The 21,061-nt window shown below is 73.5% G+C and carries 14 protein-coding genes; 3 read left to right on the forward strand and 11 right to left on the reverse strand.

The window, feature by feature from the left end; translation table 11 throughout:
• Positions 1-45: 45 nt before the first annotated feature.
• The 5 genes from RV983_RS10775 to RV983_RS10795 all read right to left on the reverse strand — a co-directional run bounded on the left by RV983_RS10775 (position 46) and on the right by RV983_RS10795 (position 8,424).
• Complete coding sequence (locus RV983_RS10775) at positions 46-2,811, reverse strand: cation-translocating P-type ATPase (RefSeq protein ID WP_475985574.1); 2,766 nt, start codon at positions 2,809-2,811, stop codon at positions 46-48.
• A gap of 21 nt (positions 2,812-2,832) precedes the next feature.
• A complete protein-coding gene (locus RV983_RS10780; protein WP_475985575.1) occupies positions 2,833-3,789 on the reverse strand; it encodes a polyphosphate kinase 2 family protein in 957 nt (318 codons plus the stop codon).
• 125 nt (positions 3,790-3,914) lie between these two features.
• Positions 3,915-5,387 carry a SulP family inorganic anion transporter gene (locus tag RV983_RS10785; RefSeq protein WP_475985576.1) on the reverse strand — a complete coding sequence of 491 codons (1,473 nt, stop codon included), beginning with the start codon at positions 5,385-5,387 and terminating at the stop codon, positions 3,915-3,917.
• Between the two features lie 111 nt (positions 5,388-5,498).
• Positions 5,499-5,894 carry a hypothetical protein gene (locus tag RV983_RS10790; RefSeq protein WP_475985577.1) on the reverse strand — a complete coding sequence of 132 codons (396 nt, stop codon included), beginning with the start codon at positions 5,892-5,894 and terminating at the stop codon, positions 5,499-5,501.
• A 109-nt stretch (positions 5,895-6,003) separates the two neighbouring features.
• A complete protein-coding gene (locus tag RV983_RS10795) occupies positions 6,004-8,424 on the reverse strand; it encodes a SpoIIE family protein phosphatase (RefSeq protein WP_475985578.1) in 2,421 nt (806 codons plus the stop codon).
• A gap of 820 nt (positions 8,425-9,244) precedes the next feature.
• Between RV983_RS10795 and RV983_RS10800 the strand changes: the two genes are divergently transcribed.
• A complete protein-coding gene (locus RV983_RS10800) occupies positions 9,245-10,153 on the forward strand; it encodes a hypothetical protein (protein WP_475985579.1) in 909 nt (302 codons plus the stop codon).
• Between the two features lie 16 nt (positions 10,154-10,169).
• Here the strand turns inward: RV983_RS10800 and RV983_RS10805 are convergent, their stop codons facing one another.
• The 4 genes from RV983_RS10805 to RV983_RS10820 are packed head-to-tail and all read right to left on the reverse strand — an operon-like array spanning position 10,170 to position 13,398.
• Complete coding sequence (locus tag RV983_RS10805) at positions 10,170-11,378, reverse strand: PucR family transcriptional regulator (RefSeq protein WP_475985580.1); 1,209 nt, start codon at positions 11,376-11,378, stop codon at positions 10,170-10,172.
• Between the two features lie 49 nt (positions 11,379-11,427).
• Complete coding sequence (locus tag RV983_RS10810; RefSeq protein WP_475985581.1) at positions 11,428-11,736, reverse strand: AzlD domain-containing protein; 309 nt, start codon at positions 11,734-11,736, stop codon at positions 11,428-11,430.
• Entirely contained in the window at positions 11,733-12,524 is a 792-nt protein-coding gene (locus tag RV983_RS10815; protein WP_475990284.1) for an AzlC family ABC transporter permease, read from the reverse strand. Before RV983_RS10815 ends, RV983_RS10810 begins: the two co-directional genes overlap by 4 nt.
• 25 nt (positions 12,525-12,549) lie before the next feature.
• Positions 12,550-13,398 (reverse strand): AraC family transcriptional regulator, encoded by an 849-nt coding sequence (locus RV983_RS10820; RefSeq protein WP_475985582.1) that lies wholly within the window; start codon positions 13,396-13,398, stop codon positions 12,550-12,552.
• A 229-nt stretch (positions 13,399-13,627) separates the two neighbouring features.
• Between RV983_RS10820 and RV983_RS10825 the strand changes: the two genes are divergently transcribed.
• Both RV983_RS10825 and RV983_RS10830 read left to right on the forward strand, forming a co-directional pair.
• Positions 13,628-18,292 carry an ATP-dependent helicase gene (locus tag RV983_RS10825; protein WP_475985583.1) on the forward strand — a complete coding sequence of 1,555 codons (4,665 nt, stop codon included), beginning with the start codon at positions 13,628-13,630 and terminating at the stop codon, positions 18,290-18,292.
• A gap of 13 nt (positions 18,293-18,305) precedes the next feature.
• Positions 18,306-19,133, forward strand: a complete 828-nt coding sequence (locus tag RV983_RS10830; RefSeq protein ID WP_475985584.1) for a DNA-formamidopyrimidine glycosylase family protein — start codon at positions 18,306-18,308, stop codon at positions 19,131-19,133.
• A gap of 786 nt (positions 19,134-19,919) precedes the next feature.
• Here the strand turns inward: RV983_RS10830 and RV983_RS10835 are convergent.
• Together RV983_RS10835 and RV983_RS10840 are read right to left on the reverse strand one after the other, a co-directional pair.
• Positions 19,920-20,396, reverse strand: a complete 477-nt coding sequence (locus RV983_RS10835) for a Dps family protein (protein WP_475985585.1) — start codon at positions 20,394-20,396, stop codon at positions 19,920-19,922.
• A 249-nt stretch (positions 20,397-20,645) separates the two neighbouring features.
• Entirely contained in the window at positions 20,646-21,032 is a 387-nt protein-coding gene (locus tag RV983_RS10840; RefSeq protein WP_389245877.1) for a helix-turn-helix domain-containing protein, read from the reverse strand.
• Between the last annotated feature and the right edge of the window lie 29 nt (positions 21,033-21,061).

Here is a 21,061-nt window from a genome sequence, read left to right on the forward strand (position 1 = left end):
CCGAAGCGGGGACGACGAAGCTCACGGCCCCCACCACCGCGGCGGCTATGCGGCCGCGCGCGCGGGATCCGGCGCCGAAACCGTGTCCGCGCGCGATCCCGCCCTGCGCGCGAGGAGCTTGCCCGCCTCCCACAGCAGCAGCAGGACGACGGCCGAGAGCAGCGCCCAGCCGAACTGGCGCAGGTCGATCCGGGTCGTGCCGAGCACGGCCCGGAATCCGTCCACCTGGGTCACCAGTACGGCGAGGACGAACTCGGACAGCGCCGCGCGGTTCATCTGCTTGCTGTCGAAGGTGGACGTCGTGAGGACCGTGTCCCTCGCGCTGCGGCATTCGAAGGCGGCCACGATCAGGCAGAGCGCGAAGGCGGTGAACGCCATCGAATTGCCGGTCCGGGCGCTGCCGAAGTGGGATTCGCCCACTTTGATGAGCGCGAGCAGGATCACGGTCAGGGCCAGTCCGCCGAGTCCGACCGTGACCAGGACCGGCCGGGTCAGCACGGACTCCCCCCGGGGACGCGGCTTGCGCCCCATCAGCCCCGGGCTCTCCCGGTCGAATCCAAGGGCAAAGCCGAACGGGGCGTTGACGACGAAGTGCACCCACAGGACCTGCGCCGGGGTGAACGGCTCACCGGCGGCGATGTTGAGCACCGTGGCACCCAGAAAGGTCAGAACGAAGGCGACCAGCAGCAGGAGGACGAAGCGGATGTACTTGGTGAGGTTGTCGTAGAGCTTCCTCCCCTCGGCCACGGCGTAGACGATCGTGGCGAAGTTGTCGTCGGACAGGATCATGCGGCCGGCATTCTTGGCCACGTCCGTACCGCTGCCCATCGCGATGCCGATGTCGGCGGCTTTGATGGCGGGCGCGTCGTTGACACCGTCACCGGTCATCGCGACGACCTCGCCCTTCTTTTTGAGCGTGTCGGCGAGCAGCACCTTGTGCTCGGGTGCGACCCGCCCCACCACTCCGATGTCGTCGATGCGGGCGAGCTGCTCGCTCTCGGGAAGTGCCGCGAAGTCCGCGCCGAGGATCGCCTCGCCGGGGATGCCGAGTTGCCGGGCGATAGCCGCGCCGGTGGTCACGTCGTCACCGGTCACCATGCGTACCCGGATGTGCGCTTTCTGCGCCTCGGCGACCGCGGCCTGTGACTCTTCACGGGGCGGGTCGACCATGGCCACCAGGCTGGTCATCCGCAGGCCGGTGACGAGGGCGAGCAGATCGCCGTCCGGGTCGAAGTCCGCGGGGTCCAGATCACGTGTCGCCGCGGCCATCACGCGGCGTCCCTCACTGCCCATCCGCTCGATCTGCTCCTGGGCACGCCTTTGCAGTCCCACGTCCCACGGGATGTGGTCGCCCCCCGAGAGCACGGTGACGACGCGGGACGTGACCGCGGGTGCGGCACCTTTCACGAAGCAGCGGACGACCGGGTGGCCGGACGCGTCGGCCGCCGTGTGGAAGGTGGCCATGAGCTTGTAGACGGGGTCGAAGGGCAGTGTGGCGATCCGGGGCAGCCGGGCACGGGTCTCGTCGATGTCCAGGCCCGCCTTGTGGCCGAGGACGAGCAGCGCGCCCTCGGTGGGGTCTCCCACGACCTGGCCGTCCACAAGGCCGGCGTCACTGGCGACGAGGTACGGCAGAATCGCGTCCTCAATGTCCGCCGAGGAGCCCGCGGCGTGGTGGATCCGCCCCTCCAGGCCGTAGCCGGTGCCCGAGACCGTGTACCGGTCGGTGGGGGTGACCACCTCCACGGCGGTCATCTGGTTCAGCGTCAGCGTGCCGGTCTTGTCGGAGTTGATCGCCGAGGTGAAGCCCAGCGTCTCCACCGAGGGCAGCTCCTTGACGATCGCACTGCGCCGGGCCAGATTGAGACTGCCGACGGAGAGGATCACCTGGGTCACCGTCGGCAGCGCCTCGGGAATGGCGGCGATGGCCAGTGAGATCGCGCTGACAAACAACGCGTCCCAGGCCTGGCCGCGGGTCCGGCCGAGCGCGAACATCACGATCATCGTCAGGCCGGCCGCCGCCGCGATCCACAACGTGAGGCTGTTGAGCTCCCTGGTGAGCGGCGACTGCTCCTTGGCGGTGGCCGACAGCATCCCGGAGATCTTGCCCAGTTCGGTGTCCGCGCCCGTCCCGGTGACGAGCAGCACCCCGCTGCCGTGCGTGACGGTTGTGTTCATGAACGCGGAGTTCGCCAGGTCGCCGGGTCCCGGGCGCCTCGTGCCGCGCGGCAGCGTCCCGGCGTCCTTGACCGCCGGGACACTCTCGCCGGTGAGCGCCGACTCGTCGATCTGCAGCGCGTGGGCCTCGATGATGCGTCCGTCGGCCGGGAGCTGATCGCCGGCGGCGATGAGCACCACGTCGCCCGGCACGAGCCGTTCGGCCGGGACCTCCCACTCCGCACCCTCGCGCCGGACCCGTGCCGTCACCTTCATCATGGACTTCAGCGCGTTCATCGCGCTCTCGGCCTTGCCCTCCTGGCGCAGTCCGACGACCGCGTTCAGCAGGGTCAGGAGCACGAGGAGGATGCCGGTGCTCCACTGCTGGATCAGGAACGAGACCACCGCCGCGGCCACCAGGATGACCTGCATGTAACTGCGGTACTGGTCGAGGAACCGACGCCAGGCCGGTAGGGGCTTCTCCTCGGGCAGTGCGTTCGGGCCGTACGCGAGAAGCAGTTCGGCGACCCGCTCCGCGGACAGGCCGGCCAACGGATCCACCCCGAGAAGCGCGGCGACGTCCTCGGGGGCGCGCGTGTACCAGTCGTCCGGGACATCCGGCCGTGGTGGCGCGGGAAGGGACTCCTCCGTCATCTCCAGCCTCCGATCAACCGGTCACATGCCGTGCCCGTCGCGCGGGTGGCCGGCCCCGTAGGGGTCGGCCGGTGCGCCCTTGGGGGCTTCGGCCTCGAGTTCCCGCCGGGCGGTGAGGAGTTCCTCGCGAGCCGCCGCGCCGACCGTGGGGTACTGGGGGTCGATCTCCATCAGCGTGTGCGCGAGCACGGCCGCCGCGCAGATCCGCGCGAACCACTTGCGGTCCGCCGGCACGACGTACCAGGGCGCCCAGGTGGTGCTGGTGGCCGAAAGCATCTCGGAGAACGCCTCCTGGTAGGCGTCCCAGTGGCGCCGCTCCCGGACGTCCGCCGCGGAGAACTTCCAGTTCTTCTCCGGCAGGTCGATCCGCTTCAGGAAGCGGGCGCGCTGCTCCTCCTTGGAGAGGTTCAGGAAGACCTTGACCACCTTGAAGCCGTTGTCGGTGAGGTACCGCTCCCAGTCGTTGATCTCCCGGTAGCGGCGCTTCCACAGCGCCTTGCCGTGCCGGGCGCCCGGCAGCCGCTGGCGGTCGAGGACCTCCTGGTGCACGCGTACGACGAGCACCTCCTCGTAGTGCGAGCGGTTGAAGATCGCGATGTCCCCGCGGGCTGGCAGCCTGCGGGCGTAACGCCACAGGTAGTCGTGGTCCAGCTCCTCTGCGGAGGGCACCTTGAAGCTGCTGACCTTCACCCCCTGCGGATTGACACCGCTCATGACGTGACGGATCGTCCCGTCCTTGCCCCCGGCGTCCAGCGCCTGGAGGCACAGCAGCACGCCGTAGGTGTCCTGGGCGGCCAGCCGCGCCTGGTACTCGGCAAGCAGTGCCACGCCTGCCTTGAGCAGTTCCACGCCCTCCGGCTTGGTCAGGTGGGCCTTGTAGCGGGGGTCGTAGTCCTCGGCGAGGTCCACCTTCGACCCCGGCTCCACACGCAGCGGCTCGATGAACTCCGCGATGCGCCGGGCTCTGGTGGCCTTCATCGCCGGCCCCCTTCCCTTCCCATCGGGTCACGGCACGCGCCGCGGGGTGTGTACGGCAACGCTCCGCCTGCGCTGTGGCACTGGCAACCGCACCACGACCGTTCGACTGACCCTCCCGGCGCGGGTCAGACGACCGGTGCCGGCCGTACGGCGGCCGTCCCGGGGGCGGTGCGGGTCTCCGCCCAGGAGCGCAGGGCAACGCTGCTCGCGTGGTCCCGGTGCCGCAGCCCCGTCAGGTCCAGCTCGACGGGCCGGTGCGCGGGCAGGGCCTCCAGGACGTCGAGCATCTTCGGCAGGCGCAGGAAGGTGGCGTTCCCGCTGAGCCGCACGGTGATGGCACCCTGCCCGCGGTCCGTGACGGCCACGTGCACCTGCGAGATCTCCCACGCCGTCTTGGCGACCGCGAGCCCCAGCCCGATGAGGACACCCTCGAACATGTTGACCGTCACGATGGCGGTGACGGTCACCGCCAGGACGACGGCCTCGCCCCGGTGCGCCGGCCACAGCGCCCGCAATGAGGCGACCGGCAGCAGCTTGACGCCCGCGTGCACCAGGACACCGGCCAGAGCGGCGAGCGGGATGTACCCGAGGACGGCCGGCAGCAGCGCGGCGAACAGCAGCAGCCACACCCCGTGCAGGACCCGGGAGGCCTTCGTGCGGGCCCCGGCGTGCACATTGGCCGAGCTGCGCACGATGACGGCCGTCATGGGGAGCGCCCCCAGCAGCCCGCACACGGTGTTGCCCGCGCCCTGGGCCATGAGTTCCTTGTTGTAGCGGGTACGCGGACCGTCGTGCAGCCGGTCCACCGCCGCCGCGCTGAACAGGCTCTCCGCGGAGGCGATGAGCGTGAAGGCCACGACGGTGCCGAGCACTTCGAGCGAGGCGAGCGCGCCGAGCGCATCCGCGCCGGGCAGCCGCAGCGCGTCCACCACTCCCCGCACCTGAACGGTCTTCAGCGGCAGGTGCAGCAGCGCCCCGGCCGTCGTGGCGCAGGCGACCGCCACGAGCGCCCCCGGCACCACCCGGGCCCTGGCCGGCAGCCGCTGCCACAACATGATGACCGCGATCGTGCCCACCCCCACGGCAAGGGCCGACAGCGCCCGCGGTTCGGTCGCCGCATGCGCGACCAGGCCGGGCAGACCGGTCAGTTTGCCGGGGCCGGAGGCGGGCGCCTCGTGGTCGGCCATGGCGTACAGCTGCCCGACGATGATGACCAGGCCGATGCCGCCGAGCATCCCCTCGACCACCGACACCGAGATGGCCCGGAACCACCGGCCCAGCCCGGCCGCGCCCAGGGCGAGTTGCAGCACGCCGGTGGCGAGGACCACGACACCGAGCGCGGCCACGCCGTGCTCCCGGACGGCCTCGTAGACGATCACCGTGAGGCCCGCGGCCGGTCCGCTGACCTGGAGGCTGCTGCCCGGCAGCAGTCCGGTCACCAGGCCGCCGACGATGCCGGTGACCAGGCCCAGTTCCGCGGGGACGCCGGAGGCGACGGCGACGCCCACGCACAGCGGCAGGGCGACGAGGAAGACGACGAGCGAGGCGGTGAGATCGGTGCGCAGGACGCGCGTGACGGACGGGACGGCAGGAGGCATGGCGTGCACCTTCGTTGCGGAACGCGGACAGGGGGCGCCGGGCCATGGAAGGCCGGGCGGTACCGGGGACGGGACACGTCCCCTGAGCAGGGGCGAGCGGCCCCGGCCCTGTCAGCAGCGCGGAACGGGCCGCGCCGAAGGCGCGTTCGGCGGTTGGGCGGCGGCAGTGGCGGCGCGGCACGCGCCGCCGTCCGGCACGGCGGCCTGGGCACCGTCGTCGTGTGTCACGGCCGTCGCAAGGTCGCGGACGGCGTGCCCGTGCCGGGAGTGCGGGGCGGCGACGCGACAGGAGTCGGAGCCGCCCCCGTGGTGCCCGCTGTCGGCCGGGACGGCCAGCGGCTGGAAGGAAGCGCTCGCGGGCGCGGCGCAGCGGCCGGTCCCGGTGGAGGCCGCGTGGGCACCGGCGGGAGTGAAGGCCGCGTGCAGGAGCGAGAACAGGGCGATCAGGACCGTCGCGCACCACAAGCCGCGCCGCGTGGGGCGGCGGGTGCCGTCGACAGGCCGCATGGAGACCCCCTTGTGTTCCTCTCCTACGAGGGAACCTCCCGGCCTCGCGAAACAGGGGGCGCCCGGGGCGCGCGTCCGCGCGTTTCACCCGCAATGGTGAACGGCGCGGTCACCGCCCGGCGTCCCCCAGGGGCTGCTCCGCCCAGATCGTCTTACCGGTGTCTGTGTAGCGGCTCCCCCAGCGGCTGGAAAGCTGCGCGATCAGGAACAGGCCGCGCCCTCCTTCGTCGGACAGGCGCGCCCGGCGCAGCCGCGGCTGGGTCTGGCTGGCGTCGGACACCTCGCAGACCAGGTTCTCGTCCCGGATCAGGCGCAGGCTGACAGGGGCGCCGCCGTAGCGGATGGCATTGGTGACGAGTTCACTGGTGATCAGCTCGGTGGGGAACGCCAAGTGCGTCAGGTTCCAGCGCTCCAGCTGCGCCTCCACCGCCGTGCGGGCCTCGGCGACCACCGCGGGGTCGGCGGGGAATCGCCAGGTGGCGACTGCGTCGGGGGGCAGCGGCCTCATGCGGGCGACGAGCAGGGTCACGTCGTCGTCGGGCGGACCTGGGAGCAGGTCGTCAAGGAGCGTGCGGCCGGTGCGGGTGGGCGTGGCGCCCTCCGCGGCGTCCGCGGCGAGTACCGCGCGCATGCGGGCCAGACGCTCCGCCGGGGTGCCGTCTGGCTGCGACAGCAGCGGCAGGTTGTAGAAGGCGAGCATGCTGCCCGGCAGGATGTCGAAGCCCACCGGCTCGAAGGGCAGGCTGTCCACCCCGAGCGGCGGCCCGGGTTTGACGTCGACGACCTCGGCGGGAGCGCCGGGGGCGGCGAAGACCGGCGGCGGGTGTCCGGCGCTGGCCATCTCGCAGCGGCCCGCCAACGGGTCGTACACGCAGTACAGGCAGGTTGCCCCCGTCGCCGTGGACGGGGCGTCGCCGGGTGCGTCCTCGGTCGGCGGCTCCACATCGCCGAGCCGGACCACCAGGTCGTCCAGGTGGGCGAGGAGTTCGCCGGGGGGCAGGTCGAGGTCGCCCAGCGTCTGTACGGCGGTCCGGAGCCGCCCCATGGTGGCCGCCGCGTTGAGGCCGTGGCCGGTCACGCCGCCGATGACGAACGCCAGCCGCGACGAGGACAACGGGATGACGTCGAACCAGGCGCCGCCCACCCCTTCGGTGCTGCCGGCCGGGACGTAGCTGCCGGCGGTCCGCGCCGCACGGGTCTCGGTGACGGCGGGCGGCAGCAGGCTGCGCTGCAGCGCCTCGACGGTGCGGTGCTCGCGGGTGTACCGGCGGGCGTTGTCCAGCCCGAGGGCGGCCCGCGAGGCGATCTCCTCGGCGAGGGCGGCGTCGCCGTGGCCGAAGGGGGCGACGGCACTGGTGCGCCACAGCATCAAGGTGCCCAGCACCAGGCCGCGGGCGCTCAGCGGCACCACGAGGAACGACTCCGCGGCATCCGGCAGCAGCGCCATGGCCTCCTCGGAGCCGAGGACGTGGCCGGCCCGCCACTGGCCCATGTGCGGCTGGAGCCCGGCCGTGCCCCGGCGCAGGTACTCCTCGGCCAGCGCGGGCACCGCGAACGTGGCACCCAGCGGGTGGATCTCCGGCGGCCAGTCACCGTCGGAGGAGGCCACCGCGACCCGCTGGAAGATGGTTCCGGCCCCCGCCTCGCCGGGCTCCTGGCCGAACAGCACCGCCTGTGTGAGGTCCACTGCCGCCATGCCGGCGAATCCCCGCGACACCAGAACGTCCGCCAGTTCCCGGGCGACGGTGGGGACGGCCAGGCTGCGGCCGATGTGTTCGGCGGCGGCCTGGAGCAACGACATGCGCTCACGCGCCGCGTGCTCCTGTGTGACGTCGGTGAAGACGACCGCGACGCCGATGGGGCGGTCTGCGGCAGCCTGCAGCCGGAAGGCGGAGAACGACAGCGCCCGCTCCCGCTCCGGCTCGCTCAGCAGCCGGGCGCTGTGCACCCAGTCGACCATCGGCTCGCCCGTGTCCGCCACCCGCCGAAGCAGTGCCAGCACCGCCTCGGCGTCCGCGGGGATCAGTTCCTCCTCGACGCGTCGGCTGAACACCGTCGCCGTGTCGCCCTCCTCCGGCACCTGGCCCAGTTGGTGCAGGGCGAGATTGAGGCGGGTTGTCGTCAGATCCATGCTGTGGATCGCCAGCCCCACCCGCTGCTGCCGGAAGAGGGCCCTGACCAGTGCCTCGTCCTCCTGGCGGCGGACGGCGAGCGCCAGGGGCGTGATGTTCACGACGAGTCCCCCGCCGCCGGGCGCCGTCATGGACTGCGACTCCAGGCACACCATGACCGTCGTGCCGTCCCTGCGGCGCAGCTCCAGATCGCCGTGCGACCCCGTCAGGGGCCACAAGCCGGCGTCGACGAGCAGGTCCGCGACCGGGCGGCCGCACAATTTCTCGGGCGTCAGGCCGAGGAGTTCGCGCACCGCCTCGCTGCACATGACGACGTTGCCGTGCGCGTCGACCACGAACACGGCGCCGCCGTCATGCGGCGCGTCGAGATTGCGGAGGTCGGTGTGGTGCGTGCTCACCCATGCGCCCGCTTTCCTGGACTTCCCTCCCATTCAAACCCCCGCATGCCGCCGGGCGCATTGCCACCGGGCGGCAGGGGGGCTCGAGCGGCGGTCCGGTCGGTCGGGGCCGGCGTCGCACCGGCAAGTGCGACAGAGCCGGCCAGCGGGGTCGCCGGCCGTCGCGACCCGTCTGCGCTCCGGGGCGGCGCGCCGGGCGAGCAGGGCGGTGTCCCCCGCGAGAGCCTGCGGACGGAAGGTGACCCGCAGCCGGTCGTCGGGCGGCCCCGGCGCGGCGTCGAGGCTCTCCAGGGCGACGAGGACCGCTTCGGAGCGGTGACGGAGGGCGACAGCCGATGGTTCCGCGAGAGGCGTGGCCGGCGCGGCACGGGGACGGGGAGCCGCGGGGACTGCCCGTGCATCCCGTCGGCGAGGCGGCGGCAGAGGTCGCCGGTGCACCCAGCCGCACACTTCCGGCGCGTTCGCCGGAGGGTGTGACCGGCAGTGCGCCGGCGCCTGTACGGCCCTCGATGCGTCCGCTCCCCGCCCGGTGAGGGAACCCGTGAGGTGTCCGCGGCCCGGTGGATCGCGTGGCCGCAGCCGGGAAAGACCGGCCCGCCCCGAGCCAGGCAACCAGTCCCCGGAGCCAGGCTTGCCGCCGGTGTATCCGCCGTCGCCGCTCCTCTCCCCGCGATTTCCGGGGCACATTGACCACGCGGTTCGTACGGAACGTCAACCTCCGGCACCTGGTGTCCCGCGCCAGGGGGCGCGTGGTCGCACGGCAGGGTGCTCCAAGGGCGCAGCCGTATGCAGAGAGCGCACGGAGGCCTACTGTGCGCACATGCCAGCAACCCCGCTAGAGCGCGCCGAGTACTTCGTGTGGCTGACCGCACGGGTGCTCGAGCAGCGCAGGTTCGCGTACCACTTCAGGAACGGGCCGGCGGACGCGGTGGAGTCCGCGCTGACCGCGTACCGCAACGACGACGAGGGATTTGGCCACGCTCTGGAGCCGGATCTGCGCGGTCCGGTGAGCCAGCCGCTGCACGTCGCCCGTGCCCTGCGCGTGCTCGACGAGATCGGCAGGTGCGGCAGTCAGCGCGCCGAGCGGATCTGCCGCTACCTGACCGCCGCCTCCACCCCCGAGGGCGCACTGCCGGCCGTGCATCCCTCCGTGCGCGGTTATCCCGCCGCCCCCTGGCTGCCGGTGGCGGACGATCCGCCGGGCGACCTGCTGACCACGGCGCCGGTGGTCGGGACGCTGCACCGCAACGGGGTGTGGCACGCCTGGCTGTTCAGGGCGACGGACTTCTGCTGGGAGGCGATCGACGCGCTGGACAAGACGCATCCGTACGAGGTCGTCGCGGCCCTGGCGTTCCTCGACCACGCGCCGGACCGGATGCGGGCCCGCGAGGCCGCCGCGCGGCTGGGGCGCCTGGTGCGCGAGCAGCGCCTCGTCGCGCTCGACCCGCGGCGCGTGGGGGAGGTGCCCGTCCCGTCCGGCTACGCGCCGGGCGAGCACCACTTCGCGTACGACTACGCGGCCGGCCCGGACTCCCTCGCCCGTCAGTGGTTCTCCGACGCCGAGACGGACGCGGCACTGGACTTCCTCGCGGCGCAGCAGCAGGAGGACGGCGGCTGGCCGATCCGGTGGCAGGAATGGGCGCCCGGGACCGCGCTGGAGTGGCGGCCGGTCGTCACCGTCGACGCGCTGCGCACGCTGCGGGCCTACGGGCGGTCCCTCGACGGCTGAAGGGCACGCGGCCCCCTCAGCCCGCCGCGGCGGCGTCGCGCAGCAGGAGCGCGGCCAGCGCCAGGGCCGTGCCGTGGGGCGTGGCGAGGTCCAGGCCCGTCAGTTCGGTGATGCGGGCCAGCCGGTTGTCGACGGTGTTGGGGTGCAGGCCCAGCTGCCGGGCCGTGCTCCGGCGCTCCTGCCGGCTGCCCAGATACGTGCGCAGGGTCTCCACCAGGTCCGGGCGCCCGGTGATCGGGTCGAGCAGCGCGGCGATCCGTTCGCCGCTGCCGTCGCGGTGCGCCAGGTGGTACTCGAGCAGCACGTCGTCGAGCCGGTGCAGTCCCGCGGCGAGTCCGCCCGCCCGGGCCACCCGCAGGATCTCCGAGGCCGTGCGGGCCGCCCCGGCGATCGCGCCCGGATCCGCGGCGGGCACGGCGGCCACCCGTATCTCCGGGGAGCAGGCGTGTCTCAGCCGCGCCACCAGGTCCTCGTCGGTGCCGTGCGGCACCGCGTGGCCGGGCACGACCGCGTGACCGCCGCTGGTGTCCAGCACGGCGGGCACGTCTGTGCCGTAGGTGCGGTCGAGCGCGGCCTGCACACGGCGCAGTTCCCGCCGCACCGCCAAAGGGGCGCGGACCGGGCCGTCACCTGGCGGCAGCCGCAACGCCAGCACCAGGGCGCCGTCCGCCAGCCCCAGCCGGGCCGCCGGGAAGCGGTCGGCGGGCAGCGAGCCGTCGAGCAGCGCCCGCACCAGGAAGCGGTCGCGTTCGCGCTCCTCGGCGGCCAGGGCGGCGCGTTCGTCGACGTAGGTCTCGGACACCGCCCCGACCAGATACTCCTGGGCGGCGAGGAGGAAGCCCGCCAGCTCGATCAGCGCCTCCTCTTCACCGGGGCGCGCGGCGGCACGCAGCGACCGCCACAGGGCGTGCGTGCCGTGCAGTTGGCCGCGGAGCAGGAGGTGCAACGGCAGCCCGTCGTCGGCGTGCTGGGCGGCACGTTCCCGCAGCAGGCGCGTGTCGCCGCGGTCGCCCCGCACCGCGCGCCGGATCAGCCAGCGCAGCCCGTGCCGCGCGGCCGCCGCGATGCGGGGGTCCTTCGCCTCCGGCGTGAGGTCCGCGGGCGCGGGAGGTCCGGTCAGGGCGGCTTCGGTGATCCGGCGGGCGAGATCGCCCGCCTTGGACTCGCAGCGCGCGGCGAGAGCGCGGGCCGCATCGGAGAGGACCGGCAGGGCGTCGGCCGCCATCGTCCCCACCCCCACTTCGGCAACGGTTTTGACGGGTCACCCTAACCCGTCACCCCGTGACGGCCCGCAGCGATCCCGTCACCACGACCGCCACCGCCACGACCACGAGGAAGGGCGCGCGGAGCAGCAACGCCAACGCGGCCGCCGCCAGTCCGGCGCCCCGCGCGTCCAGCACCAGGGCGCGTCCGTCGCCGAAGGTCTGCAGTGCCGTCAGCGCCGCCAGCAACGCGATGGGCAGCAGCGCGGCCAGCCGCCGCACCAGGGGGCGTTCCAGGAAGCCGGCCGGGATGGACAGGCCGAGCAGTTTCATGGCGTAGCAGCCGAAAGCGGTGGCCGCGACGGCGATCCAGGTACTCAACGGTCTTTCCCCTTGCGGCGGGTGGCGGCCAGGACGAGGGGCGCGGCAACCGCCGCGACCAGGACCGGCACCCCGGCGGGCAGCAACGGCAGGCAGACCAGGGCGAGAAGAACGGCGACGGCCGCCGTGGCCCGCTCGCGGCGTCCCCGCAGCATGGGCGCGAGCAGTGCCAGGAAGACCGCGGGACCAGCCGCGTCCAGGCCCCAGTCGGCCGGGTCCCCGAGCGCCGCGGCGCCCAAGGCGCCGCCGAGGGTGGTCAGGTTCCACAACGCGTACAGACTGGCGCCGGTGACGGTGAATCCGATGCGGGCGCTCGCCCGGTCGGGCTGCGCGAGCGCCACGGCCGAGGTCTCGTCGATCACCCACTGCGCCGCGAAGGGACGCAGTGCGCGCGGGAGCCCGAGCAGTCCGGACAGGCGCAGCCCGTAGAAGGCGTTGCGTATGCCGAGGAAGAGCGCCCCTCCCGCGGCCGCGTAGGCGCCGCTGCCGGCGCCCAGGGCCCCGACCAGCGCGAACTGCGACGCACCGGTGAAGACCAGCAGGCTGAGCGCGCACGTCTCCAGCAGGCTCAGTCCGGCTCCCGCCGAGGTCACGCCGAAGGCGAATCCGGAGAGCCCCACCGCGACGCCCACGCCCAGTGCGTCGCGCACCACGGCCGAACGCGGCCGTGCAGGACGCGCTCGCTCACCGGCGTCCCCGGTCCTTCCGGTCTCCCCTGTGCTCGGGGCGCTCCGGGGGAGCTCTGCGTTCTCTGCGTTCTCTGCGTTCTCGGCGTTCTCGGCGTCCATGGGTGCTGCGGTCACCCGTCCGACGTTAGGCGGCACCCTGGGGGCCGTCTTGTACGTTATTGCGCTCCCGCCGGTAGGCGCCGGGCGGTACGCCGACGATGCGGGTGAAGTGCCGGTTCAGGTGCGGCTGGTCGGTGAAGCCGACGGCCACGGCCGCCTCCGCCGGCGCCGCCCCGGCATCCAGGAGACGGCGTGCCCGGCGCACCCGTGCGTCGGTCAGCCAGGCGTGCGGCGGCATCCCGTACAGCTCGCGGAAGGCGCGCAGCAGGGAGAAGGGGCTCGTGTCCAGGACCGCCGCGAGCTCCGCCAGAGGCGGCGGATCGGCCATCCGCCCCTCCAGGAGGTCCCGGGCACGCCGGGCATTGCGCGCCCCGGCCGTCAGCGGCGCCCGCGCCGCCATCGTGCCCCCGTGGTCGCGCAGCAGGCGCGCGATCACCAGCCGCATCAGGGTGTCGGCGGCGAGGGCGTTGTGGACCTCGGCCGCGCGAAGCACTTCCGTGACCAGGCGCACCGCCTGTGGGTCGTCCGCCACCGCCGTCGCGAAGCGGGCCGTTCCCCGGATCGCCGTCGTCTCGGCGGCCACGGCGGCCACCACGTCCGCCCCGGGATAGATCACGCTGTACGACCAGCCCTCCGGCACGCCCGCGTGGCCCGTGTGCACCTCGCCCGGGTTGATCAGCGCCATCGCCCCGGGGCCGGCCCGCTCGACCGTGCCGAGGTGGTGGAAGGCCTCGACGCCTCCGGTGATGCCCGCGAGCACGAACGCCTCGTGCGTGTGCCGCACGAACGTCTTGCGCACGTACCGCGCCCGCAGCAGATCGACGTCCGGCAATCCCGGATGCCGCCAGTGCCGCGCCCGCTCCTCCCCTGCCATGCGCCCATTCTGCGCCGCCCGGGTCCCTCCCGGCCGCCGTCGCCCCCGGCGGCCCCGCACCCCGGACCGGGCCCGCCCGCCCGTCACCACAGCCATGTGCGCCACCTGCGTCGCATGCATCACATCCGTCACATCCGTCACGGACGCCGTCCGTACGGAACCTGCCCTGCGGGCCCGGGTTCGGGCGGACGGGGGCGCGTTGTCAGTGGTGCGAGGCAGGATGGAAGGCATGTCGCGACGGAACAGCGGGGGCGCACCGGAGGAGGCGGACACGGCCGGGGCGCTCGACGGATTCTCACCGGCCACGCGGGCGTGGTTCACGGGGGCCTTCCACGCGCCCACGACCGCCCAGGCGGGGGCGTGGCGGGCGATCTCCGGCGGCTCCGACGTCCTCGTGGTGGCCCCGACGGGCTCCGGGAAGACCCTCGCGGCGTTCCTGGCGGCGCTCGACGGGCTGGCGTCGACACCGCCGCCCGCCGACCCCAAGCGCCGTTGCCGCGTGCTGTACGTCTCGCCGCTGAAGGCCCTCGCCGTCGATGTCGAGCGCAATCTGCGCAGCCCGCTGACGGGACTGCGGCACGAGGCGGTGCGCCTGGGGCTGCCGGAGCCCGAGGTGCGGGTCGGCATCCGGTCGGGCGACACCCCGGCCGCCGAGCGGCGGGCGCTGGCGACACGGCCGCCGGACATCCTCATCACGACGCCCGAGTCGCTGTTCCTCATGGTGACCTCCTCGACGCGGGACGCGCTGCGCGGCGTGGAGACCGTGATCCTCGACGAGGTGCACGCCGTGGCGGGCACGAAGCGCGGCGCGCATCTGGCGCTGTCCCTGGAGCGGCTGGACGAGCTTCTGGAGCGCCCCGCCCGCCGCATCGGCCTGTCCGCGACCGTGCGCCCGGTGGACGAGGTGGCGCGGTTCCTGTCGCCGCAGCGCAAGGTGACGGTCGTACAGCCGCCCTCCCAGAAGGAGTTCGACCTGTCCGTGGTCGTGCCGGTCGAGGACCTGGGCGAGCTGGGCGGTTCCCCCGCATCGGAGACCGACGACCCTCGGCCGTCGATCTGGCCCCATGTGGAGGAGCGGATCGCCGACCTGGTGCAGAGCCACCGGTCCACCATCGTCTTCGCCAACTCCCGGCGCCTGGCGGAACGTCTGTGCAACCGCCTGAACGAGATCGCGTACGAGCGCGCCATGGGCGAACCGCTGCCCGAGGGCGCGCCGCCGGCGGAGATCATGGCGCAGTCGGGTGCCGCGCACGGGGCGCCGCCGGTGCTGGCGCGGGCCCACCACGGTTCGGTCTCCAAGGAGCAGCGCGCCCTCGTCGAGGAGGACCTCAAGGCGGGCCGGCTGCCGGCCGTCGTGGCGACCTCCAGCCTGGAGCTGGGCATCGACATGGGCGCGGTCGACCTGGTCGTCCAGGTGGAGTCGCCGCCCTCGGTGGCCTCCGGGCTCCAGCGGGTCGGCCGTGCCGGGCACCAGGTGGGCGCAGTCTCCACGGGCGTGGTGTTCCCCAAGTACCGCGGTGACCTGGTGCAGTCGGCCGTCGTCACCGAGCGCATGCAGGAAGGTGCGATCGAGGCCCTGCGCATCCCCGCCAATCCCCTGGACGTCCTGGCGCAGCAGCTGGTCGCGATGACGGCGCTGGACACCTGGGACGTGGACGAGCTGCTGGCGGTGGTGCGCCGGGCCGCGCCCTTCGCCGCGCTCCCGCACTCGGCGTACACCGCCGTGCTGGACATGCTGGCGGGTCGCTACCCCTCGGACGCCTTCGCCGAGCTGCGGCCGCGGCTGGTGTGGGACCGGGTGGCCAACACGGTGACCGGACGACCTGGTGCGCAGCGGCTGGCGGTGACCTCAGGCGGCACCATCCCGGACCGCGGCCTGTTCGGGGTGTTCCTGGCGGGCGCCGACCCGAAGAAGGGCGGTGGCCGGGTCGGCGAGCTCGACGAGGAGATGGTCTACGAGTCCCGGGTCGGGGACGTCTTCACGCTGGGCACGACCTCCTGGCGCATCGAGGACATCACCCGCGACCGGGTGCTGGTCTCGCCCGCGCCCGGCGTGCCCGGGCGGCTGCCGTTCTGGAAGGGCGACCAGCTCGGCCGCCCGCTGGAACTGGGCCGGGCGGTGGGCGCGTTCCTCCGCGAGGTCGGCCGGCTCGACCCCGCCAAGGGACGCGAGCGGCTGTCCGCCGCGGGCCTGGACCCGTGGGCCGTCGACAATGTGCTGGCCTACCTGGACGAGCAGCGCCGCGCCTGCGGCCATGTGCCGGACGACCGCACGATCGTGGTCGAGCGCTTCCGCGACGAGCTCGGCGACTGGCGGGTCGTGATCCACTCGCCGTTCGGCGCACAGGTGCACGCGCCCTGGGCGCTGGCCCTGGGCGCCCGCCTGGGCGAGCGGTACGGCTTCGACGCACAGGTGATGCACGCCGACGACGGCATCGTGCTGCGGCTGCCCGACGCGGACCTGATGGGCCTCGACCTGCTCGACGTGGACCCGGCCCGCCAGGGCGCCGAGTTCGACACCGAGCAGTCCCCGGTGGGCGCCGCCGACGTGGCGTTCGACAAGGGCGAGGTCGAGCAGTTGGTGACCGACCAGGTGGGCGGCTCCGCGCTGTTCGCCTCCCGCTTCCGCGAGTGCGCCGCGCGCGCACTGCTCCTGCCGCGCCGGGACCCGGGCAAGCGCACCCCCTTGTGGCAGCAGCGGCAGCGAGCCGCGCAGCTGCTGCAGGTCGCCTCGGAGTTCGGCTCGTTCCCGATCGTCCTGGAGGCGGTCCGCGAGTGCCTCCAGGATGTCTTCGACGTCCCCGGCCTCGTCGAGCTGATGGGCGACATCGAGTCGCGCAAGGTCAGGCTGGTCGAGGTCACCACCCCGGAGCCGTCGCCCTTCGCCAAGTCACTGCTCTTCGGCTACGTCGCGCAGTTCCTGTACGAGGGGGACTCCCCGCTCGCCGAGCGACGCGCCGCGGCGCTGTCCCTGGACTCCCACCTGCTCGCGGAACTGCTGGGCCAGGCCGAGCTGCGCGAACTGCTCGACGCCGGCGTGATGGCCGAGCTGGAGCAGGAGTTGCAGTGGCTGACCGAGGAGCGCAGGGTCAAGGACGCCGAGGGCGTCGCCGACCTCCTGCGCGTGCTCGGGCCGCTCGAGGACGCCGAGCTGGCGGCCCGCGGCGCCGAACCGGGCTGGGCGGCCGACCTGGAGACCGCGCGCCGCGCGATCCGCGTACGCATCGCGGGCACGGACCGCTGGGCGGCCGTGGAGGACGCCGGGCGCCTGAGGGACGCGCTGGGCACCGCGCTCCCGGTCGGCGTGCCGGAGGCCTTCACCGAGCCCGTCAAGGACCCGCTGGCGGATCTGCTGGCCCGTCACGCCCGCACCCACGGCCCCTTCACCTCCGCGGAGGCGGCCCACCGCTTCGGCCTGGGCACGGCTGTCGCGGACGGCACACTGCACCGTCTGGCCGCTTCCGGGCGCGTGGTGCAGGGCGAGTTCCGCCCCGGTGGCGCCGGGCACGAGTGGTGCGACGCGGGCGTGCTGCGTCGGCTGCGCCGCCGGTCCCTGGCCGCGCTGCGCCATGAGCTGGAGCCGGTGCCGCCGGCCACTTTGGCGTCCTTCCTGCCGCAGTGGCAGCACGTGGGCACCCACGGCCTGCGCGGACCGGACGGGCTGGTCCGGGCGGTGGAGCAGCTCCAGGGCGCGGCCGTACCCGCCTCGGCCCTGGAGAAGCTGGTGCTCCCGGCCCGTGTCACCGGCTACACCCCGGCGATGCTGGACGAGCTGACCTCGGCCGGCGAGGTGGTGTGGTCGGGGGCCGGCGCCCTGCCGGGCAAGGACGGCTGGGTGGCGCTGTATCTCGCCGAGACCGCGCCCCTGTTGCTGCCCGAGCCGCAGCCCCTGGAACTCTCCCCGCTCCACCTTGCCGTCCTGGACGCGCTGTCGGCCGGCTACGGACTGTTCTTCCGGCAGATCGCCGAACAGGTTCGGGCGGCCGGGCACGAGCCGAGCGACCCCGAACTGGCCGAGGTGGTCTGGGAGCTGGCCTGGTCGGGCCGGCTCACCAACGACACCCTCTCGCCGTTGCGCGCGCTGCTCGGTTCGGGCCGCACCGCGGGCTCGACCGCCCACCGGGCGCCCCGCGCGGTCCCGCGAGGCCGCTACGGGAGCCTCACCGCACGCACGGGCGGCGTGCCACGCGCCACGGCGTCCCGCGGCGGCCCGCCGACCACGGCCGGCCGCTGGTCCCTCGTACCGGCCCTGGAGACCGACCCCACGCACCGGGCGCACGCCCTCACCCACACCCTGCTGGACCGGCACGGCGTCGTCACCCGCGGCGCGGTGGCCGCCGAGGGCGTCGAGGGCGGCTTCTCCGCCGCCTACCGGGTGCTGGCTGCCTTCGAGGAGACCGGGCAGGCCCGCCGCGGTTACGTCGTGGAGGGCCTGGGCGCGGCCCAGTTCGCGATGGACGGAGCCGTGGACCGGCTGCGTGCCCTCAGCAACGCCCGCGACCGCGAGGAGGGCCGCCCCGAGAAGGCCCGTACGGTCGTCCTTGCCGCCGCCGACCCCGCCAACGCCTATGGCGCCGCCCTGCCGTGGCCCGAGCAGCCCCCCGGCGTGACCCACCGGCCGGGCCGTAAAGCGGGCGCACTCGTCGTGCTGGCCGACGGCGAACTCCTGCTCTATGTGGAGCGCGGCGGGAAGACCCTGCTGGCGTGGGCCGAGGACGAGGAGCGCCTCCAGGCCGCCGCCGACGCCCTGGCGCTGGCGGTACGGGACGGGGCGCTGGGCCGTCTGACGGTGGAGCGCACCAATGGCGAGCCGGCCCTTACCTCCACGCTGGGCAGCGCCTTGGAGGCGGCCGGTTTCCACGCCACACCCCGCGGCCTGCGGCTGCGGGCCTGACGGGGGGGGCGCCGTGCCCGAGGGAGACACGATCTGGTTCGCCGCGCACCGTCTGCACCGTGCGCTGGCCGGAAGGGTGCTGCTCCGCGGCGACTTGAGGGTGCCGCGCCTGGCGACCGCCGATCTGACCGGACGGCAGGTCGAGGAGGTGGTCGCGCGCGGCAAGCATCTGCTCACCCGGGTCGAGGGCGGCCTGACCCTCCACTCGCACCTGCGCATGGACGGCTCCTGGCAGGTGTACGGGCCGGACGAGCGCTGGCGGGGCGGTCCCGACCACCAGGTCCGGGCCGTACTGGCCAATGCCGAACAGGTGGCCGTGGGTTACCGGTTGCCGGTGCTGGAGCTGCTGCGGACCACCGAGGAGAGCAAGGCGGTCGGCCATCTCGGCCCCGATCTGCTCGGCCCTGACTGGGATCCCGTCGAGGCCGCGTTCCGGCTGGGGACACCCCCCGGCCGCCCGCTGGGCGAGGCGCTGCTGGACCAGCGCAACCTCGCGGGCCTCGGCAATGTCTACAAATGCGAGTTGTGCTTCCTGCGCGGTGTCACACCGTGGACGCCGGTCGGTGACGTCGCGGCGCCGGAACGGATCGTGGACCTGGCACAGCGGCTGCTGGAGGCCAACAAGGCCCGGCACGGCCACATCACCACCGGGGACACCCGCCGCGGCCGCACCCACTGGGTCTACGGCCGGGCCCGTCAGCCATGCCTGCGCTGCGGCACCACCATCCGCGTCGCCGACCAAGGCCCGCGCGGTCAGGCGCGGGTGACCTACTGGTGCCCCCGCTGCCAGCGCGGCCCGGCTCCGCAGGCGGAGTCCCGTTCCGGCTCCCGCGTTCATTGACGCAGCGTCAACCATCCGTGAGCCGACGGCCTGAGGGCGCGATCCTGCCGACAGGACCAAGCCCGGGGACACGCCGTCCCGATGACCCTTCGCCCGCGTGCGGCCCGGGAGGGAGCGCGCACCACGCCCCCGGGCCGCGTGGGCGGCCCGAGGGCGTGGTGCACACCGTGCTCCTCCCGGATTTCGCCGGTTCCCCGACCCGTGATGCCTCAGCCATCACGACGGGCCAGATTCACCCGCCTGACGGCGGAGTCATCGTGCCCTGGCAGGGAGTGGCTACGCGGCCCCGGCACTCTCCCCCATGGCCATCTGCTCATGGGGGCGCCGTCCTCACGAACGGGCACCACCGCGCCGTCCGGTCCCCGTGACCACCTGGCCGAGTGCATCGGGATGATGCTCAGGCCCCAGCCGCCGGCTGCGACGAGACCTTCGAGGGGACCTGCCTGAGCGGGCTGGACGGTGAGCCGGACCATGGCCCACCACCACATGGCGCCCGCGACGAAAGCGATGACCCAGCGGACGGGCCGCCGGGCCCACAGCTCCTGAAACAGCCGAATGACGCACATGGCCGCCTCCTTCGGAGCCCCGAGGTTGCGGCGGGAATCACCAGGGACCAGGTCCCGGGCTTTCCCCGTACAGAGGTGCGATCCCCGCCCCTCAAGATCCCTAGACCTCTGCCGTCGCACCTCGCACGACGTTCACTCCACTGGCGTACACAAACGGCTACTGCCTGCGACGATCCCGGGGCCCAGGTCAACAGTGGGCGACCGTCACCGAGCGCGAGTCTCAGGCGTTCTCGGCCTGGAACATCCAGTGGTGCTTCTCGAGCTCGGCGGCCAGGCCGATCAGGATGTCCTGGCTGACGGGGTCGGCCTTCCCGGTCGACTCGATGCCGTCCCGGACCCGCCGGATCACCGCGTCCAGGGCCGCGATCATGACGTTCACGACCTCGGCGTCCTGGATCCAGCCCTCAGGCACTTCCTGGATGAGACTGCTCTTGGCCACCGTTGCGGCGCGGCCGTCCGGCGGCACGCCGATCGCGGCGGACCGCTCCGCCACGGTGTCCGCATAGGTCCTGGCGGTGGTCACCACGTCGTCGAGCTGGAGGTGGACGGAGCGGAACCGGGGACCGTAGACGTTCCAGTGCACCTGCTTGGCGACCAGCGACAGGTCGATCAGATCCGCCACGGTGTGCCGCAGTGCGTCGCCCACGGTCGCCTGGGCCTCATCGGACAGGGTGCTCTTCACCACGACGCTCGTCATGCGTCCTCCTAGGTCGATCGGGTCGCACACAGAAGATCGCCTCTGCGGCGACATCCGTACGCCTTCCCCGGCCGCGCGGGCCCACGCACCCGGCCAGGAGGACGTGGGACGGCGGGAGCACGGGACCGCGCCAGGGGACTGCAACACCCGCTCGGCCGGAGGCAGTCCACCGCGCGCGGACGCAAGAGCAAGGCCCCGGCCGGTGATCCACCGGCCGGGGCCTCGTCCCGGAACTGCTTGTGTCGCTCCTCAGGCCGCGACGACGTCCACGGCCTCGGCGGGCGCCTTCGGCGCCTTGATGGTGACCCGCTCGTCCGGACGACCGGACGGTACGGACGGAACCGCGCCCAGCAGCGGCCGCATAGGCGCGGCTGCCGATCCGACAGCAGCCGACTCGGAAAGCTCGGCAAGCGCCAAATCGTCGCTGACCTCCCGCATCACCTCGGACATCGGGACGTCCAAGGCGTCACAGATCGCGGAGAGCAGTTCGGAGGAAGCCTCCTTCTGCCCCCTCTCGACCTCCGACAGGTAGCCCAGGGAGACCCGGGCGGATGAGGAGACCTCACGCAGGGTGCGGCCCTGGCGCTGGCGCTGCCGACGCAGCACGTCACCGAGCAGGCGACGGAGCAGAATCATCGGTGGCTCCCTCCTCGGACCGCGAATTC

Source organism: Streptomyces sp. RLA123, assembly GCF_056270165.1.

Bases quoted from the DNA above. Each gene is read 5' to 3' on its own strand.
- RV983_RS10775 (WP_475985574.1), bottom strand. From the start codon at position 2,811: ATGACGGAGGAGTCCCTTCCCGCGCCACCACGGCCGGATGTCCCGGAC.
- RV983_RS10780 (WP_475985575.1), bottom strand. From the start codon at position 3,789: ATGAAGGCCACCAGAGCCCGGCGCATCGCGGAGTTCATCGAGCCGCTG.
- RV983_RS10785 (WP_475985576.1), bottom strand. From the start codon at position 5,387: ATGCCTCCTGCCGTCCCGTCCGTCACGCGCGTCCTGCGCACCGATCTC.
- RV983_RS10790 (WP_475985577.1), bottom strand. From the start codon at position 5,894: ATGCGGCCTGTCGACGGCACCCGCCGCCCCACGCGGCGCGGCTTGTGG.
- RV983_RS10800 (WP_475985579.1), top strand. From the start codon at position 9,245: ATGCCAGCAACCCCGCTAGAGCGCGCCGAGTACTTCGTGTGGCTGACC.
- RV983_RS10805 (WP_475985580.1), bottom strand. From the start codon at position 11,378: ATGGCGGCCGACGCCCTGCCGGTCCTCTCCGATGCGGCCCGCGCTCTC.
- RV983_RS10815 (WP_475990284.1), bottom strand. From the start codon at position 12,524: ATGGACGCCGAGAACGCCGAGAACGCAGAGAACGCAGAGAACGCAGAG.
- RV983_RS10820 (WP_475985582.1), bottom strand. From the start codon at position 13,398: ATGGCAGGGGAGGAGCGGGCGCGGCACTGGCGGCATCCGGGATTGCCG.
- RV983_RS10825 (WP_475985583.1), top strand. From the start codon at position 13,628: ATGTCGCGACGGAACAGCGGGGGCGCACCGGAGGAGGCGGACACGGCC.
- RV983_RS10835 (WP_475985585.1), bottom strand. From the start codon at position 20,396: ATGACGAGCGTCGTGGTGAAGAGCACCCTGTCCGATGAGGCCCAGGCG.
- RV983_RS10840 (WP_389245877.1), bottom strand. From the start codon at position 21,032: ATGATTCTGCTCCGTCGCCTGCTCGGTGACGTGCTGCGTCGGCAGCGC.